Annotated in this window: 13 protein-coding genes; 2 read left to right on the top strand and 11 right to left on the bottom strand. The window is 61.9% G+C overall.

Annotated elements, in window-relative coordinates; all coding sequences use genetic code 11:
• Positions 1 to 246: 246 nt before the first annotated feature.
• From AC1Q6V_RS31990 to AC1Q6V_RS31970, 5 genes are read right to left on the bottom strand one after another with little or no spacing between them, the layout of a single operon-like run.
• Complete coding sequence (locus AC1Q6V_RS31990) at positions 247 to 693, bottom strand: potassium channel family protein (protein ID WP_439670740.1); 447 nt, start codon at positions 691 to 693, stop codon at positions 247 to 249.
• Between the two features lie 11 nt (positions 694 to 704).
• Positions 705 to 1,754, bottom strand: coding sequence for a DUF2955 domain-containing protein (locus AC1Q6V_RS31985; RefSeq protein ID WP_454750780.1), 1,050 nt, complete (start codon positions 1,752 to 1,754; stop codon positions 705 to 707).
• Positions 1,744 to 2,871: an HlyD family secretion protein gene (locus AC1Q6V_RS31980; RefSeq protein WP_454750779.1), complete on the bottom strand. Its 1,128-nt coding sequence runs from the start codon at positions 2,869 to 2,871 to the stop codon at positions 1,744 to 1,746. The genes AC1Q6V_RS31985 and AC1Q6V_RS31980 overlap by 11 nt, the downstream gene beginning before the upstream one ends.
• A 20-nt stretch (positions 2,872 to 2,891) precedes the next feature.
• Positions 2,892 to 4,436, bottom strand: coding sequence for an efflux transporter outer membrane subunit (locus tag AC1Q6V_RS31975; protein WP_010814285.1), 1,545 nt, complete (start codon positions 4,434 to 4,436; stop codon positions 2,892 to 2,894).
• 18 nt (positions 4,437 to 4,454) lie between these two features.
• Positions 4,455 to 5,558 carry an AI-2E family transporter gene (locus tag AC1Q6V_RS31970; protein ID WP_010814286.1) on the bottom strand — a complete coding sequence of 368 codons (1,104 nt, stop codon included), beginning with the start codon at positions 5,556 to 5,558 and terminating at the stop codon, positions 4,455 to 4,457.
• A gap of 263 nt (positions 5,559 to 5,821) precedes the next feature.
• Here AC1Q6V_RS31970 and AC1Q6V_RS31965 point away from each other — a divergent pair, with 263 nt between their 5' ends.
• Positions 5,822 to 6,142: a hypothetical protein gene (locus AC1Q6V_RS31965; RefSeq protein WP_246840246.1), complete on the top strand. Its 321-nt coding sequence runs from the start codon at positions 5,822 to 5,824 to the stop codon at positions 6,140 to 6,142.
• Positions 6,143 to 6,334: 192 nt separating this feature from the next.
• Here the strand turns inward: AC1Q6V_RS31965 and AC1Q6V_RS31960 are convergent, their stop codons facing one another.
• Positions 6,335 to 8,374: a 4-oxalomesaconate tautomerase gene (locus tag AC1Q6V_RS31960; RefSeq protein ID WP_011615647.1), complete on the bottom strand. Its 2,040-nt coding sequence runs from the start codon at positions 8,372 to 8,374 to the stop codon at positions 6,335 to 6,337.
• Position 8,375: 1 nt separating this feature from the next.
• A complete protein-coding gene (locus AC1Q6V_RS31955; RefSeq protein ID WP_011615648.1) occupies positions 8,376 to 9,347 on the bottom strand; it encodes a Bug family tripartite tricarboxylate transporter substrate binding protein in 972 nt (323 codons plus the stop codon).
• 144 nt (positions 9,348 to 9,491) lie between these two features.
• Between AC1Q6V_RS31955 and AC1Q6V_RS31950 the strand changes: the two genes are divergently transcribed.
• Complete coding sequence (locus tag AC1Q6V_RS31950) at positions 9,492 to 10,421, top strand: LysR family transcriptional regulator (RefSeq protein ID WP_010814292.1); 930 nt, start codon at positions 9,492 to 9,494, stop codon at positions 10,419 to 10,421.
• Positions 10,422 to 10,496: 75 nt separating this feature from the next.
• On the opposite strand, the gene AC1Q6V_RS31945 is transcribed toward AC1Q6V_RS31950, so the two are convergent.
• The 4 genes from AC1Q6V_RS31945 to AC1Q6V_RS31930 form a co-directional block, all read right to left on the bottom strand.
• Positions 10,497 to 11,843, bottom strand: a complete 1,347-nt coding sequence (locus AC1Q6V_RS31945; protein ID WP_454751033.1) for a class-II fumarase/aspartase family protein — start codon at positions 11,841 to 11,843, stop codon at positions 10,497 to 10,499.
• 47 nt (positions 11,844 to 11,890) lie between these two features.
• Entirely contained in the window at positions 11,891 to 13,081 is a 1,191-nt protein-coding gene (locus AC1Q6V_RS31940) for a CaiB/BaiF CoA transferase family protein (RefSeq protein ID WP_454751032.1), read from the bottom strand.
• Between the two features lie 22 nt (positions 13,082 to 13,103).
• Positions 13,104 to 13,964: an HTD2 family dehydratase gene (locus AC1Q6V_RS31935; protein ID WP_454751031.1), complete on the bottom strand. Its 861-nt coding sequence runs from the start codon at positions 13,962 to 13,964 to the stop codon at positions 13,104 to 13,106.
• A gap of 137 nt (positions 13,965 to 14,101) precedes the next feature.
• Positions 14,102 to 15,175: a porin gene (locus AC1Q6V_RS31930; protein WP_010814296.1), complete on the bottom strand. Its 1,074-nt coding sequence runs from the start codon at positions 15,173 to 15,175 to the stop codon at positions 14,102 to 14,104.
• Between the last annotated feature and the right edge of the window lie 309 nt (positions 15,176 to 15,484).

Raw genomic sequence — 15,484 nt, 5'->3', positions numbered from 1 at the left:
GGGCCAGGCCTGTGCCTGGCCCACCGCCGCGCTGCTTTGTGGCGCCCGCTATGCTTGCTCGCCGTGCAATCATCAGAGTCTCCCTGGATCGTTGAATGGCGAGTGCAGCCGGCCGAAGAGTCGCCCGCGGCGGGCCAGCTTTCGCAGAGATCGGGATGCATCGATTGCCCGACCCCGCCCGCGATTCGGCATCCGATATTAGAACCGTCCCAGTCCCGGCCCGGGCTGCGCCCGACGCCCCCATCCCTATGGCCCCTCGTCCTGCCGCCTGGCCGGGTTGCGCTTGATCACGTCCAGCACCGCCGCGGTCATCACTGCGGTGGAGACGCCGAACATCAGGATGCCGTTGGCCGCCTCGAGCGGCCCCAGCAAGCGCCGGGCTTCGGACATGACGATATCGCCGTAGCCCAGCGTGGCGAAGTTCACGCCCGAGTGATAGAGCGCGGTGGCGAAATCGCCGAACTCGCCCAACAGCATGAACAAGACGGCCCAGATCGCCATCTGCACGAAGTTGCCGAGCAACATCAGCACCATCACGACCGACAACAGCAGGATGTCCTGCCCGAGCGATTCGCGGCCTTGCCGGACATGCTTGAAGCGCACGTAGTAGCGCAGGCAGATAGCCACGAAGACCGCCTGCAGCAGCAGGCAGAGCAGCATTACGGGAAGGCCGATCAGCAGGTTGCTCAGCATGACCGGCCTCTTCAGCGGGCATGCCGTCGTGCGCCGCGCGGCTGGTCGAGCAGCTCGATCATCAGCCAGGCATACAGCGTGACGCCGACAAACAGGCCCATGCGCACGGCGAAGGCGGTATAGACATCCTTCCCGGCCGCGCTGTCCTGCACGGACTGGCCCAGCAGGATGATCAGCGTCACGAGAGTGTTCACCCAGAAGCCTGGCGGGTACCGCGACGGGCTGAGGCCATACAGCTTGCGCGCCGCCAGCAGGCCAAACAGCAGCATCCACAGGAAGTACATCCACAAATGCACGAACAGGCTGAGTGCGCACCAGAACAGGATGGCCAGCACGCCACCGAACAAGGTCGAGCCAAGCAGTTCGCGCCCGGCGCCGCGTGCCGTGGTGGTGCAGCTTTGCCGGCCGAGGCTGACCGCTTTCATGATGATCGGAATGTACGCGGCCGGGTCGTTCAGCGCCAGCAGGAAGGCCGGCATCACCACCAGCGCTGCACGCAGCGCAATCCAGGCGGCCTGGTCATCCGGCAAGGCCTTGGCCGCAGGCCGCGCCTGCGCGCCGGCCGGTTCGGGAAAGAGCCAGTGGCAAAGTGCCAGCACCACGACCGCGACGAGCAGCCCCTTGACCAGGGCACCGATGACCATGACCGCCAGCCCGAAATCGAAGGTGCCCGCCGCCGAGATCATGGTCAGGCCGATCACCAGGAAGGTGGAGACCAGGTTGTTGCCGCCGCGCAGTCCGTAGCGAAAGGCCAGGAACAGGCACAGGCCGATCATCAGCACGCCGCTGACGGGGTAGTAGCGCAGCATGGGGATCAGCAGCAGGCCAGTGCCGGTGGTCAGCATCACGACCAGCACCAGGCCCAGCCCGGCCTTGAGCGACACCGGCTGGTTGACGCTGGCCAGCAGGAACACGCCGAGCACCGGCGCGAGCATGGGGATCGGCAGGCCCAGGCCGAAGCTGGCCGCCAGGCACAGCGCGGTGCCGCTCGCCACGCGCAGCGAACGCTGGGCGCGTGGATCGCGCGCGGGCATCGGCAGCACCGGGCTGTCAGTAGACATAGGAAAGCCAGCTCATCAGGTACAGGAATACACGGCCGAGCGGATTGAGCGGGTTGCCCTGGGTGGGAAACGCCATGACCTCGGCCTGCCCGCCCACGCGAATGCCGCGCATCGAGGCGAGTTCGCCCTGGGCAATCTCGACCACCACCGGGAAGCGTTGCGCCGGACGCAGCCAGTCTCGGCTGTTCTGCACCGTCGGCAAGCTGCCCGGCGGCGTGCTCGGGCCGACGTTGACGCCATAGCCGACACTGCGCACCCGGCCCTCAAAGATCCTGCCCGGCAGCGCATCCAGCACGATGGCAACCGGCGTGCCGGGCTCGACACGGCCCAGGTTGTTCTCGGTCATCTCCGCGCTGATCCACAGATCGTGGATCGCGATCAGCGTCATGACCGGATTGCCGGCCGCGGCATACTGGCCGGCATCGGTGCGCAGGTCGGTGACCAGCCCGGCGGCGCGCGCCCGCACCTGCGTATTGGCGAGATCCAGTTCGGCCTTTTCCAGGGCAGTGGCGGCGCTGCGCAGCTTGGCGTTCTCTTCCTCGCTGCCCCCCTGCTGTTCGCGCGCACGCTGGACCTCGGCCTTGGCGGCGGCGACCTGGCTGACAGCCTGCTCGAGGCTGGCGCGCGCCACCTCCAGACGGCGCAGGGAAATGGTGCCAGGATCATCGCTGTACAGGCGCTCCAGGCGGTCCCTGTCCTGGCGCGCCTTGAGCTCGTTGGCGCGTGCTGCGCGCAGCGATGCCTGCGCCGATTCGATGCCCGCGGTGCTGGCGCCGATCTGCCGGCGTGTCGACTCCAGATCGGCGCGGGCGCGGTCCACGGCAATCTTGTAGTGCTGGGGATCCACCTCGAACAGGACAGTGCCTGCCGCGACGTCCTGGTTGTTGCGCACATGCACCTTGGTCACACGCCCGGACACTTCCGCCGCAACCGGCACCACGAAAGCCTGTACCCGCGCCTGCTGCGTGTACGGGGTCAACCGGTCGGCAAACAGGTACCAGGTCAGGCTGATGACGATCAGCAAGAGCACCCAGCGCACGCCCTTCCTTGCCGGGTCGGCGGCGGGCGGCGGTGCGCTGGGCGCTGGGGCTGCGGTGGGTTGCGGGGCATCGCTCATCGGCACTCGCTCAGGGAGATCTACCTCTGCTTCACTGGGAGGCTGGCACCGGCGGACGGCGGGCCCGGTTCATCCAGCAGGTTCCCCCAGTCGGTGCGTTGCTGCATCTGCTGACGGGTGGCCGGGTCCACCAGTGGCTGCTCGCTGTGCCAGCTGCCGCCGAGGGCCTTGTACAAGGCGATCAGGTTGCTGACGGCATTGCTGCGGTTGACCAGGTAGGCGTCCTGCTGGGTGGCCAGCGCACGCTGAGCATCCAGCACGCGCTGGAAGTCCGAGTAGCCTTCGCGGTAGAGCGCGTTGGCCAGCGTCAGCGAACGCCTGGCGGCCAGCGCGCTGTCGCGCAGGATCTGCTCGCGATCCAGCGCCTTGATCAGGGCACTGGCGGCATCGTCGGCCTCGCGCGCCGCCTGCCGCACGGCATCCTGGTAGGCGACGATCAGCTGCTGCAGGCGGGCGTCCTGCACGCGCACGGTGTTCTTGATGCGGCCGTAGTCGAACACGCTCCAGCGCAGGCTGGGGCCACCGATCAGGGCCAGGCTGTTGGGCGTGCCGGCCAGCGTGCTGGCGGACCAGACAATGCTGCCCAGCAACGTCAGCGACGGATAGAGATCGGCTTCGGCCACGCCGATCAGCGCCGATTGCGCGGCAATCTGCAGCTCGGCGGCGCGAATATCCGGACGGCGCAACAACAGGCTGGCAGGCACATCCTGCAGTACCGCGCGATCGATCAGTGGAATCACCCCTTCCTTGCCCACCAGTTCCGGCAGCTCCGGCAACGGGCCTGGCGGGCGGCCCATCAGCACCGCCAGGGCATTGCGGGTGCGCATGATCTGGCTTTCAAATTCAGGAATGCTGCTCAGGGTGCCCAGGTACTGCGTCTTCGCTTGCTGCAGGTCGAGCTCGTCGGTCTCGCCACTCTTGAACAGCCGCTCGGTGATCTCAAGGCTGCGCTTTTGCAGCGCTGCGTTGTCGCGGGCGATGCGCAGCCGTGCCTCGGCCGTGCGCAGCGCAAAGTAGGTCTCAGCCACCTGGGCGCGCAGCAGCACCAGCACATCGTCGCGGTTGGCTCGGGCGGCAAAATAGACAGCATCGGCAGATTCGATGGCGCGGCTGAAGCGGCCCCAGAAATCGAGTTCCCAGCCGATGTCGAAGCCCGCGCTGTATTGCCAGAAGCGGCTGTTCTGCGGGTTCAGGCCGCCGGCCTGCCGGCGGTCCGTGTACAGGGCATCGGCACTGGCCTGCTGCAGTTGCGGGAAGCGCCCGCTCTGGGCAATGCCCAGTTGGGCGCGCGCTTCCATCACGCGCAGGCCGGCAATCCGCAGGCTGGCATTGTGCGCGTCGGCTTCGGCGACCAGGCGTTCGAGCGTCGGGTCGGCAAAGACCTGCCACCACTCGCGGATGTCGGGCTGGGCCCGCTGCTCGGTCGCCTGCTCAAGCGCCGGGCTGTGCCACTGCTGCGTCCAGGGCGCATGCTGCGGCTGGAAATCCGGCCCCAGGCGCGCGCAGCCGCCAAGGCAACAGGCGCAGGCCAGCAATGCGCGCAGCGGATGATTCCAGCGCGACATGCGTGACCCCGGACCACTTCAGGTCTGTTGCTGGTTGCCGGGATCCGCTTGCGGCGGCGGGTCTTCCACCCATTGCCAGAACAGCTGATACCCGACCGCAAGCACCACCGGACCGATAAACAGGCCGATCACGCCGCCTGTCACCATGCCGCCCAGGGCACCGATCAATACCACCGGCATCGGCACATCGACGCCGCGCCCGAGCAGCAGTGGCTTGAGCACGTTGTCGGCCAGTCCCGCCACGAAGACATAGATGGCGAAGACGATAGTGGCAACGCTGGCACCTTCCGTGGCAAAGACATAGATGATCACCGGCACCGTGATCAGCGTTGCCGGCAACTGCGCGATGCCCAGCAGCAGCACGGCCATGGCCAGCACGCCCGCGGCAGGAACCCCCTTGATCACAAAACCTATGCCGATCAGCAGCATCTGGATGAAGGCGATGCCGACCACGCCCTGCGCCACAGCGCGGATGGTCGCGGTGCATAGCGTGGCGATGCGCTGGCCCCGCTCCAGGCCGAAAATGCGCGAGGCAATCTGCACGGTGCTGCGGTTGCCGGCCTCGCCGTAGGCCATGAAGATGCCCCCGATAATCAGCGCGAAGACGAAGATCAGCAGCCCCTTGCCGATGCCGGCGGCTGCGGCCAGCACGGCCAGGCTGATTTCCTTGATCTGAGGCGCCAGCGTCTGCACCACGCTGGCCAAGTCCGAGGCGGCTTGCAGCCAGAGGTCATACAGGCGCTGGCCAACCAGCGGCCAGCTGGCGACCGACTCATGCGGTGGCGGAATATGAATGCCTTCGCTCTTGACGATGGCGATCGCATTCTCCATTGAGTCGATCATGGCGGCGCCCAGCAGGTAGGCTGGCAGCGCAATGATGGCGATGGCGGCCAGCACGATCAGCGTGGCGGCGCGGCCGTCCTTGTTGCCCAGCCTGCGCCTGAGCCTGACCTGGAGCGGGTAGATGGTCACCGCCAGGATCACGGACCAGACAATGAGATCGAGGAAGGGGCGGAATATCCGGAAGCAGAAGATTGCCAGCACCGCGATCAGCCCGGCACGGATCAGCACATCGAGTAGTCCGCGGGACAGCGCTCTCTCTGAAGTGGGCGTGGGCAACATCGCTTGTCTCCCTGCAGATCACCGCAAAGGTACCGGATCGGCGGCCTCACCGCCGCGCATTCGCCAAGCCAGGTTAAGTACCGGTCTCTTGGGCAGGTGAAATCCAGTCTAGACGAGTGGCCGCGCCGGGACAACCTCAAAACGTATGCCAATCGCTACATTGGCCGACTAGTATTGGGGGAGTTGCAGCACGCCGACCCGCCCGGTCCGGTTCGTCCTGCAGTCGCCGCGGGGGACCTATTGCCAGATCGCCGACCTCAGCCTTGGCCGTCATTTCGATGCTGCTTCTGCTTGCCGCCTGCGCCTCCCGGCCAGTCAATCCGACGAGCGCGCACGCGGACCAGGGTGCCGGCTATCGCTTCTTCACGCGCCCCCAGTATTCGGCGGACAACGAAAACCTGGTCATCCTCGCCTTCTCAGGGGGCGGTACGCGCGCGGCGGCATTGCCCATATTGCGACGATCGAGTCAGTGCAAGGCCCCGCCACGTAATGCGGGGAGCCTGGCCGGAAATCCCTTCATCAACTCTTGCAGGTCTGCCGAAATCATTGCCGACTTCCTTCGAGCCGACACGGAACCCGGCTGATATGCAGTTGCAAGACTGTAGGCAGTCCTTGGCCGGCTCATCACAGCGATGGTCGAGCATGGCGGCCGTCCATAACCGGTTCTGTTGTCCCAAAGTATCTCCGTTTTCGCAGGCAGGCGAACCCCAACAATCGAGCGTGCGCCGGTTGCAGGCACCACATCGGTTACCGACCGCTACCTCTTACGAGGTAATTTAGCAGGGCTCCAGAAACTGTTGCACCGGGTCACCGTCGATCGACGACGGCGCAAGACCTGACACCCTAACAATGCGCTGCCAGCGCTCTAGTTCAGTCTCCACCCGTCTTGCGAGAAGTTCGGAACCGCCCGGCTCGGGGGCTGCGCCGTAGCTCTCGAAGCCCTCTTTGACCTCTGGATCCCGTAGGACTGCAGCCAAGGCGCCATTGAGCTGCTCCACCATCGTGGCAGCAGTTCCCGCCGGGGCAAACAGACCATACCACTGAGTCAATTCCATGCCCCTCACGCCCAACTCCGCAAGCGTCGGTACTTCTGGCAGCACTGGCAGACGTTTGGGTCCGGCGACTGCCAGCGCTCGCAACTGACCGGCACCCACCGGCCGATACGCTGTCAGCAGGCTCGCGAACATAACCTGTGTCCGTCCATCAATGGTCGACGCGATGGCAGGCGCTGCGCCCTCGAAGGTAGTACTGCGCATCGAAGTGCCAGTGGCCAGTTGGAAAAGCTCTGCGGCAAAGTGCGGCGGTGTACCGTCCCCTGCGGACGCGTAGCGAAACCTTCCAGGCTCGCGCTTCATGTGGGCGACCAGCGTACCCAGGTCAAGCGGCGTCTGCATTGGATTCGCCACCAACAATATCGGTGACGATCCTATAAGCCCGACCGGAGAAAAAGACGAAACCGGATCATACCCAACAGGTTGCAGGGCCGGATTCATTGAATGAGTTCCAATATAGCCGAGCAAGAGCGTCTGACCATCGGGTACTGCCCGCGCCACGTACTCGCAGGCGATGCCGCCGTTGGCACCGGGACGGTTATCGATGATGACGTCATGCCCCAGCAGTCGCCCAAGCCTGGGACCAATAAGATGCGCCACAAGATCGTTGCCGCCTCCGGCACGGGTTGGTACGATGATCCGCAATGAATGCCGAGCCGAGGCCTGCTTTACTCGGCTGCCTTCCGGCCGCGAGAAGACATATTCGGGCAGATGGAGCTGACCTTCTATGATCTTGCGTGCCGTTCGAACGAGAGCCGCTCTTGTTACAGTAGCCGCATCGCCCTCCCCCTCCAATTCCACCTCCACTTCGATCCGTCCCGCTGGGTGCAAGACGACAAGTGCGTGGCGGCCGGGCAATCGGGTCAATTGGCTAGCAACCGTCCCAGGTAAGGCGAATGCGCTGGCAACGCCGATGGCGCCGGTGACTGCATGCGACGCATGACATTTGCGGGGCGTAAAGTAGCGCGACGTAATGCTTTCCGGCGAATCGCCGGGGCTGACCAGGACTGGCTTTGGAATAACGCTGTCCGAGACGTCGCCCAGCCCCATCAACTGCCCAGCCTGCAAGCGCAGCGCTTCCAGACGCGCAAGCAGTATCGGATCATTGTCGAGCGTGGCCGGCGCCTCGCGTCCACTGACACCGAGGTCGCGTGCCCGGACGAGCATCAATGGCATCGCCGCATCGATACAAGTCACTTCGATGCCGTCAATCAGGTCAACGCGGTTGCCCGTCGGAAAGACCTTTCCGGTCACTGCGCCCCACGCATCGACGAAATCGAGCAAGATTGGTGACCCAGTGCCCGCAACGCCATCGATTCGAGTGTCGCCGTCATAGGTGACCCGCCCATTAGGCGTGCGGACCGTCACATCGATTCGCGACCCTGTATTGACGTTGTGAACGCGCACGCGGGTTGAGCCGAGTTGGGCTGCAACCAGGCCTTGCTCGATCGCAAAGGGTGCGACTCCGGAAAGCATATTGCCGCAGTTGGGCCGGGTGTCCACCGAGGAGTTACCCACTCCTACCTGTACGAACAGGTAGTCAAGGTCACAGCCGGGTTGCGTGGATCGCGAAACAATCGCCACCTTGCTGTTCAGCGTGCTACCGCCGCCCACCCCGTCCAGTTGAAGCGGGTCGGAGGCACCGATGGCACCGATCAACGCCTGGTCGCGAGCCTCTACGCTTTCGGGCAGCCACTCCCGCAGAAAGAACGGCCCGCGCGAGGTGCCGGCTCGCATCAGCACGCAAGGTATTGTCTTGCTCATCTCAGTCCGCCTTCAGTTTTGCCGCCTGAACTACTTTCTTCCACTTGACCTGTTCCTCCTGAATAAATGTTCGCATCTGGGCCGTGGACATGGTCGTAACCTCTGCGCCTTGTCCCTCCAAACGCTGGACAACGGCTTTATCCTTCAACGCCTGGTTTAATGCCTTGTTCAATGCTTCTACAACGGGGGCTGGTGTGTTCGCGGGGGCGAAGATGGCATACCACTGGGAGACATCAACGTCGTCGATCCCTTGTTCCTTCAGCGTGGGCAACTCTGGCATCAGCGAAGAGCGCTTGCTGCCTGCAATCCCGACCGCCTTCAGCTTGCCGTTCTTCAACTGGGGCATGGCGGTGAAAAGGCTCGGAAACATCACTTGTGTCTGCCCGGCAACTGTGTCGTTAATCGCCGGAGCTGACCCCTTATACGGCACATGAAGCATCTCGGTGCCGGTCGAGAGTTTGAACATCTCCGCGGCAAAATGCGGAGCGGTTCCATTGCCCGCCGACGCGTAACTGATCTTTCCTGGCGTTGCTTTGAGTAGCGTCACGACTCCCTTGGCATCGTTGGCCTTCAGGTTTGGATTGACGACCATCACGGTTGCCGAAGAACCCACCATGCCGACGGGCACAAAATCCTTAACGGGATCGTACCGAAGCTTCTGCAGCGCAGGGTTCATGGCATGTGTCGCCACGTAGCCGAGTAGCAACGTGTAGCCGTCCGGTGGGGCACGCATGACAAACTCACTGGCAATCGCGCCGTTCGCCCCCGCTTTGTTGTCGACCACGATTGTCTGATTGAGAATGGTCGACATTGCCTGGCCAACTACCCGCGCCATGGCGTCATTAGCGCCTCCCGCTGCGGTGGGCACTACCAGCGAAATTCTCTTGTCAGGGAACGCACCAAAGGCGCTGACGCTGCCAAGTGATACCGCGATCGCAATGCTGCAAAGTAAAAGTCGCTTCGATGATTGCATCTGTCTGCTCCGTATGATGTGGTTTTTTGGTCGGCCTACTGGAGCCGTCTGGTCATGTTCGTGGTTTCCCTTCTTTTAGTGAATTGAATTTTTAGGATCAATTGATGCACAATGCGCATCAGTGATGACGCTCGGGAAAGTGCAATGACCATCAACTTCAACCTCAATGATTTGCAGGCGTTTCGTGCCGTTGCCGAACTGAATAGCTTCCGCAAGGCGGCCACCTCCCTGAACGTCTCACAGCCGGCCTTTAGCCGTCGCATAGACAAGCTTGAAGAGGCCTTGGGAGTGCGCTTACTCGACCGCACCACCCGCCGGGTTAGCCTTACGACCGTCGGCCGGGATTTCGACCGAAAGGTAAAGGAGATACTTGACGAACTGGATCAGGCACTGCTGGGCATACGCGGAGTGACAACGACGCGGATGGGGGAAGTGACTATTGCTTGCGTACCGTCGACGGTTTATTACTTCTTGCCGCAAGTCATCTCGCGTTACCACGCGCAGTATCCGAAGATTCGGGTAAAGATTCTGGATGCCAGCGCAAACGAGGTACTGTCAGCGGTGTCGCGCAGTGAAGCAGATTTCGGGATCGATTTCGTGGGAGGCCAAGAGCCAGACATTGAATTCAGGCCCTTGCTGGAGGAACGGTTCGTTGCGGCCTGCCGTCGCGATCATCCACTCGCGGAGCGACGGCAAGTGACCTGGGCAGACCTCGCCGAATATGACTACATCTCGGTCAGCAAAGCTTCCGGCAACCGGCTGCTCCTCGATCAGGCGCTTTCGAACGTGTCACGATTGCCGCAGAGTATCTACGAGACGCAGCACGTCACCACGACCTTGGGCTTGGTCGAAGCCGGGCTTGGCATCGCAGCGGTGCCATCCATCGCCATGCCAGGTCCAGATCATCCGCTTCTAGTTAGTGTCCCACTAACCGACCCGGTCGTGACGCGCAAAATTGGGTTAATACGCCGCAAGAGCCGATCCTTAACACCTGCCGCGCAGCAGCTCTATGACTTCCTTTGCGAAACACGACCAAGACGTGGCGCGCCCGCCGGCAAACGGCGTGGCAAATAATCGCCCCGCGGACCGACCTTGGCGCGCCGACGGCTCACGGACGGCAGGCCGGCATGCTCTTCTTGGCAGTGCGTCTTAGCGCCGGCTAGCCAGTACCCTGTCGACCATTACGCCGGCTTGGCCAAGATTGTTGCGTGGATCGCACATGGCCTCGAGTTGTGCGCGTGACACGTGGCTGCTTACTTCCGGATGTGCCGCGAGGATGTCGATCAAGGGTCGGTTGTTGGCAATGGCCTCGCGGCAAAGGTCATAGACCAGATCGTGCGCATACTCGCGCCCAATATATGGACCCAGGCCCATCATCACCGCCTCAGACATAACTAGCCCGTTTGTCATGTCGATATTCGCGCGCATGCGAGCCGCGTCCACTTCCAAGCCCTGCAACACGAACTTCGCCTGCTTCAGGGCACCGGAAATCAGGCAAAAGATCTCCGGTAGGGATACCCATTCGATCTCCCACGGGCCTGTTGAACGCTCGTGATCAGCCACCATCGCATCCATCAGGGCCGCCGCGTGCTGCCGTGCAACCGAGATGTTGGCGTGGATGTACAGGCACGAAATCGGGTTGCGCTTCTGCGGCATGGTCGATGAAGAGCCGCGCCCCGGCGCAAAGGGTTCGAACACCTCGGCAACTTCGGTCTGCATCATGAGCTTCACGTCCATGGCGATCTTGCCGAGCGAGCCGCCGACGAGTCCGAGAAACGCGCCCACTTCGGCAATCGTATCGCGCACCGTGTGCCAGGAGATCAGTGGCTGCGCCAGCCCAAGTTCCTTCATCAACGCAGCCTGTGTTTCCATGGCTCCCGTCTGCAACGAGGAAAGCGTACCGGATGCGCCGCCGAACTCACCCATTAGCACTCGCGGCTTCAACTGCCGCAGCCGCTCGCGGTGGCGCTCGATGCCGGCAAGGATGCTGGCCATCTTGTAGCCGAACGTAATAGGGGTGGCCTGCTGCAGGTTGGACCGACCGATCACCGGCGTGTCGCGGTACTGCTTCGCCAGCGTCGCAAGCGCGTCAGCGATGTCGTCGAGATCCGACTCGATCAGTGCCAGGCCCTCGCGCATCTGCAATACCGCCGCTGTGTCGGTAATGTCCTGGGTGGTGGCGCCCCAATGGCAGAATTCGCCAAGCCCATCCCGGCAGTTCGCGTTGATCTGGTTGACCACCGCGATAATCGGATATCCGATCTGTTCGGTCTTTGCCTTGAGCTTGACCCAGTCAATTTGGGAAAGTTCGCAATTCTTGACGATCTCGTCGGCCGCTTCCTGCGGGATGATGCCAAGCTCACCTTGTACTTTTGCCAATGCTCGCTCGATGTCCAGGTATTTAGCCGTGCGGTTTTCATCGGACCACACTTCGCGCATGCGCGCGTCGCTAAACATGTCGCCAAAAATGCGGGAATCAATGATGGTGGAAGCCATAGGTTACGTCTCCGTTAGGTCACATGTATGGTGCGCTAGGCCAGGCGTTACACAACGCTATCAGCGCGCATCACGGCGATTTCGTCGGAGGCGTATCCAAGCTCCGCGAGAATTGTGTCGGTGTGCTGACCAAGTGCCGGTATCGGATCCATACGCGGCCCTTCGTTCCAGGTTCCTGGGGGCAAGAGAGCCGGCAGCATGCCCTTGGGCGAGTCGACTTCAGTCCAGCGGCCGCGCGCCTTGAGTTGAGCATGCTCCCACACCCCCTGCATGTCATTGACACTGGCATTCGCGATCTGGGCCAACTCCAATCGCTGCACCACTTCGGCACCGGTTAGAGGCAAAAAGGCATCTACGATGATCTGCCTCAGTGCAGTGCGCTCGGCCACGCGTCTCGAGTTTGAGCTAAAGCGGGGATCTTCAATCAGTTCGGGCCGCTGGAGCACTGTGTTGCAGAAGTTTGCCCATTCCCGCTCGTTCTGCAACCCCAACATTACTGTCGCCCCATCGCCAGCCGGAAACGGTCCATAGGGGTAGATTGTGGCGTGGCTTGCGCCCGTGCGCTGCGGCGGCTGTGCCCCATCAAAAGCGTAGTAGAGAGGGTAACTATTCCATTCCGCCAGCGCCTCTAGCATGGAGATGTCAATACGTTGCCCTCGGCCCGTCTGATTGCGTTGTAACAGAGCGGCCAGAATGTTTGTGTAGGCATACATGCCGGCGGCGATATCGGCAATGGAAGGCCCAGCCTTGCAAGGCACGTCAGGCGTCCCCGTCACGGACAGAAATCCGGCTTCGCTCTGAACGAGAAGGTCATAGGCCTTCTTGTCGCGGTATGGTCCAGGATTCTTCGGGTTGTCGCCATAGCCCGAAATATCACACACAATGATTTGGGGCTTTACGGCGGAAAGCGTTTCGTAGCCCAGACCAAGCCGTGCTGCGGCGCCTGGTGCGAGGTTCTGAACCACCACGTCCGCCTTTTCCTCAATCAGACGCTGTAATACGCCAGCCGCGGCCGGGTGCTTGACATCGAGCGTCAGGCTTTCCTTCGAGCGGTTTGTCCAGACGAAATGCGAGGCCAGGCCACGGACCCGCTCATCGTAACCACGGGCGAAATCGCCGACCCCAGGCCGCTCGATCTTAATAACTCGTGCACCCAGATCGGCAAGCTGCCGCGTGGCAAAAGGCGCCGCAATCGCGTGTTCAAATGTGACAACCGTGATGTCTTTGAGGGGTTGCATCAGGATCTTCCGTAAAGCGAAATCAGCGAAGGACTGCCGTGGCGTCCATGGTCAGCCAGCCCTCGTGGTCGGATGCCCACAAGCGAACTGTTTTGCCGTCAGACTGCGGTTGACCGCTGACCCGGAAGGGATGCAGGTCGAAGGTCGGGCGCACCGCACGGAATCGAAAGCTGGCGACCTCTGCCTGGGGCAATTCACGCCGCAGCAGATCCAGTAGCAACGTAGCGATCAGCGGGCCGTGGACAATCAAGCCGGGGTAGCCTTCGACCTCTGTCACGTAGCGACGGTCATAGTGGATGCGATGCCCATTGAAAGTCAGGGCCGAATAGCGGAACAGCAAGACGTCGTCCGGAACAATTTGGCGCTGCCAAGCCGCTTCCGCGGGCGCCGCTTGGGGCATGACAGGCGCCTCGCCCGACTGCTGTGCCTCTCGGTAAACGATGTCGTGAAACTCCACTAACGCCGGTTCCGCAGTACCGATGGCGCGGATCTCATGACGCACTTTTACAAATACTAACTTCCCGGTCCGCCCCTCCTTGCTTGTAACATCGTCGATGACGGAGGTGCGCTGGATCTTGTCGCCCACCCGAAGTGGACGGCGAAACTCGAATTGGCCGCCTGCCCACATGCGGCGGGGCAATGGCACAGGGGGTAGAAATCCGCCGCGCTTGGCATGGCCATCGTGCCCAATTTCGCTTTGACGATGCATGGGTAAGAAATAAAGCCAATGCCACAGTGGCGGCAATGGAGTGCCTGCTGTCTGCGCTGCTGCGGGGTAATCCAACGTCGCACGCAGCGCTGCGATCGGCGCGGCAGTGACTGTGTCCTCCCACTGCTCGCTGCGTCCAATCCACGTCCTGGGGTCAACTGCCTGTTCGTCCACTGCTGGCTCCTTGCATTTGTGCTAGCCCGAATGCCGTTCACGCGCGGGACCAGCGGAGTTAGATCAATTCGAAGAATAGTTGGGCACATTGAAGCGCCGACGCACCAGTTAGCCGCCTGGCAGAACAATGGACCGCTCTAGAAGCGATGTCGCAAGCCGATGCCACCGCCGACTTTGCTGCCTTTCACTCCCATGAAGGTGGGCAGCGCATAGGCACCGTTGATGCGATTGAAATCAATTTCGGCGTAAATGTCAGTGCGCTTTGAAAGGTTGTAGTCCGCGACGCCGGTCACCATAATGCGGCTGCCGGAGGCATTGCGCTGGCGGTCGTAGTGCGACGCAACGGATAGCGTGAGAGCAGAGGTAGCCGCCACAGCGAAGCCGCCACTGAATACATCGTTTCGCGTCGGGCTCACATCGAATCGATTGTTTAGATAGCCGAAGGTTAGCTTGACTATCCCCCATTGATAGTTGCCACCCACGCCCCAGACTTTTCTCGACTCGGGCGTGGTTAGCGCGTTGGCCTGCTGCCAGAAGCCACCGACGTCCACCGGTCCCTGCTTATAGCCGAGAGTTGCGCCGTAACTAGAGCTCGGCTTCATATGACCCGACACTTCGCCAAAGGTGTAATACGCTCCCGCAGATAGCGCTCCCCATTGTCCGACGTATTTCGCCATGTTGTCTTGGCGCGGTCCCGTATAGCCGTTAAAGATGGTGACTGCGTCCAGATTGGGGTGACCGTTAGGCTGAAAGCGGGCGGTCGCATCGTAGCCGGTGGTGAATTGCCGGCCGAACGTTAGCCTACCGAAGCGCTCGTGGTTCAATCCGACCCATGCCTGCCTTCCAAACAAACGCCCCTGACCGCCGGTACTCTGCTGTCCATAGTTTGCCGTTGTGGTGCCTTGCTGCGATACGCCGGTCGAGGGATCAAAGCCACTCTCCAAATTGAAGATGGCGGACAATCCGCCTCCGAGCGCCTCGTTGCCCCGCATGCCCCAGCGTGAGCCGTTGAAATAGCCGTCGGTTAACGCAGCCAACTTATTGTCGCCCTGGTTATTGTTTGAGTAGCGAATGGTGGTATCGATGATGCCGTACAGGCTTACTCCGGACGAACTCTGTGCCTGAACAGTAGTAGTGATCGCAATTCCAAGGACCGCCCCGGCCGCCAACTTCCCGTTTAACCGACTTTTCCGTTCTTGTTCGATGCCCATCCTGTCTCCCCATTTCGGCTTATTGTCGTCACCTCCCCCTGCCCCGCGAACGGGAAAGGCGAATTGATGCCAGTTTGCAGAGACAACTTGCAAAGGGGAATTGCAATGTTTCGATGAATTGATGCATTCCTCGCATCAAAACAGGAGGGATTGCTGCCACGTAGACGGCGCGAGAAGTTGCCGCCATTAATGGGCTGAAATGCGCGCAAAGCGGGGCGAGACGTGGCTAACAGTCACGACGGCCTCACATAAGCCTTTCGACGCACCCCCGGCGGTTTCCATCCAATCTCCGATTGCCAATCCGCATGT

This window comes from Cupriavidus sp. GW823-FHT07B10 (genome assembly GCF_058794355.1).
Note: the sequence above shows the minus strand (reverse complement) of the source record. Positions and strands in the feature narration are given on the sequence as shown.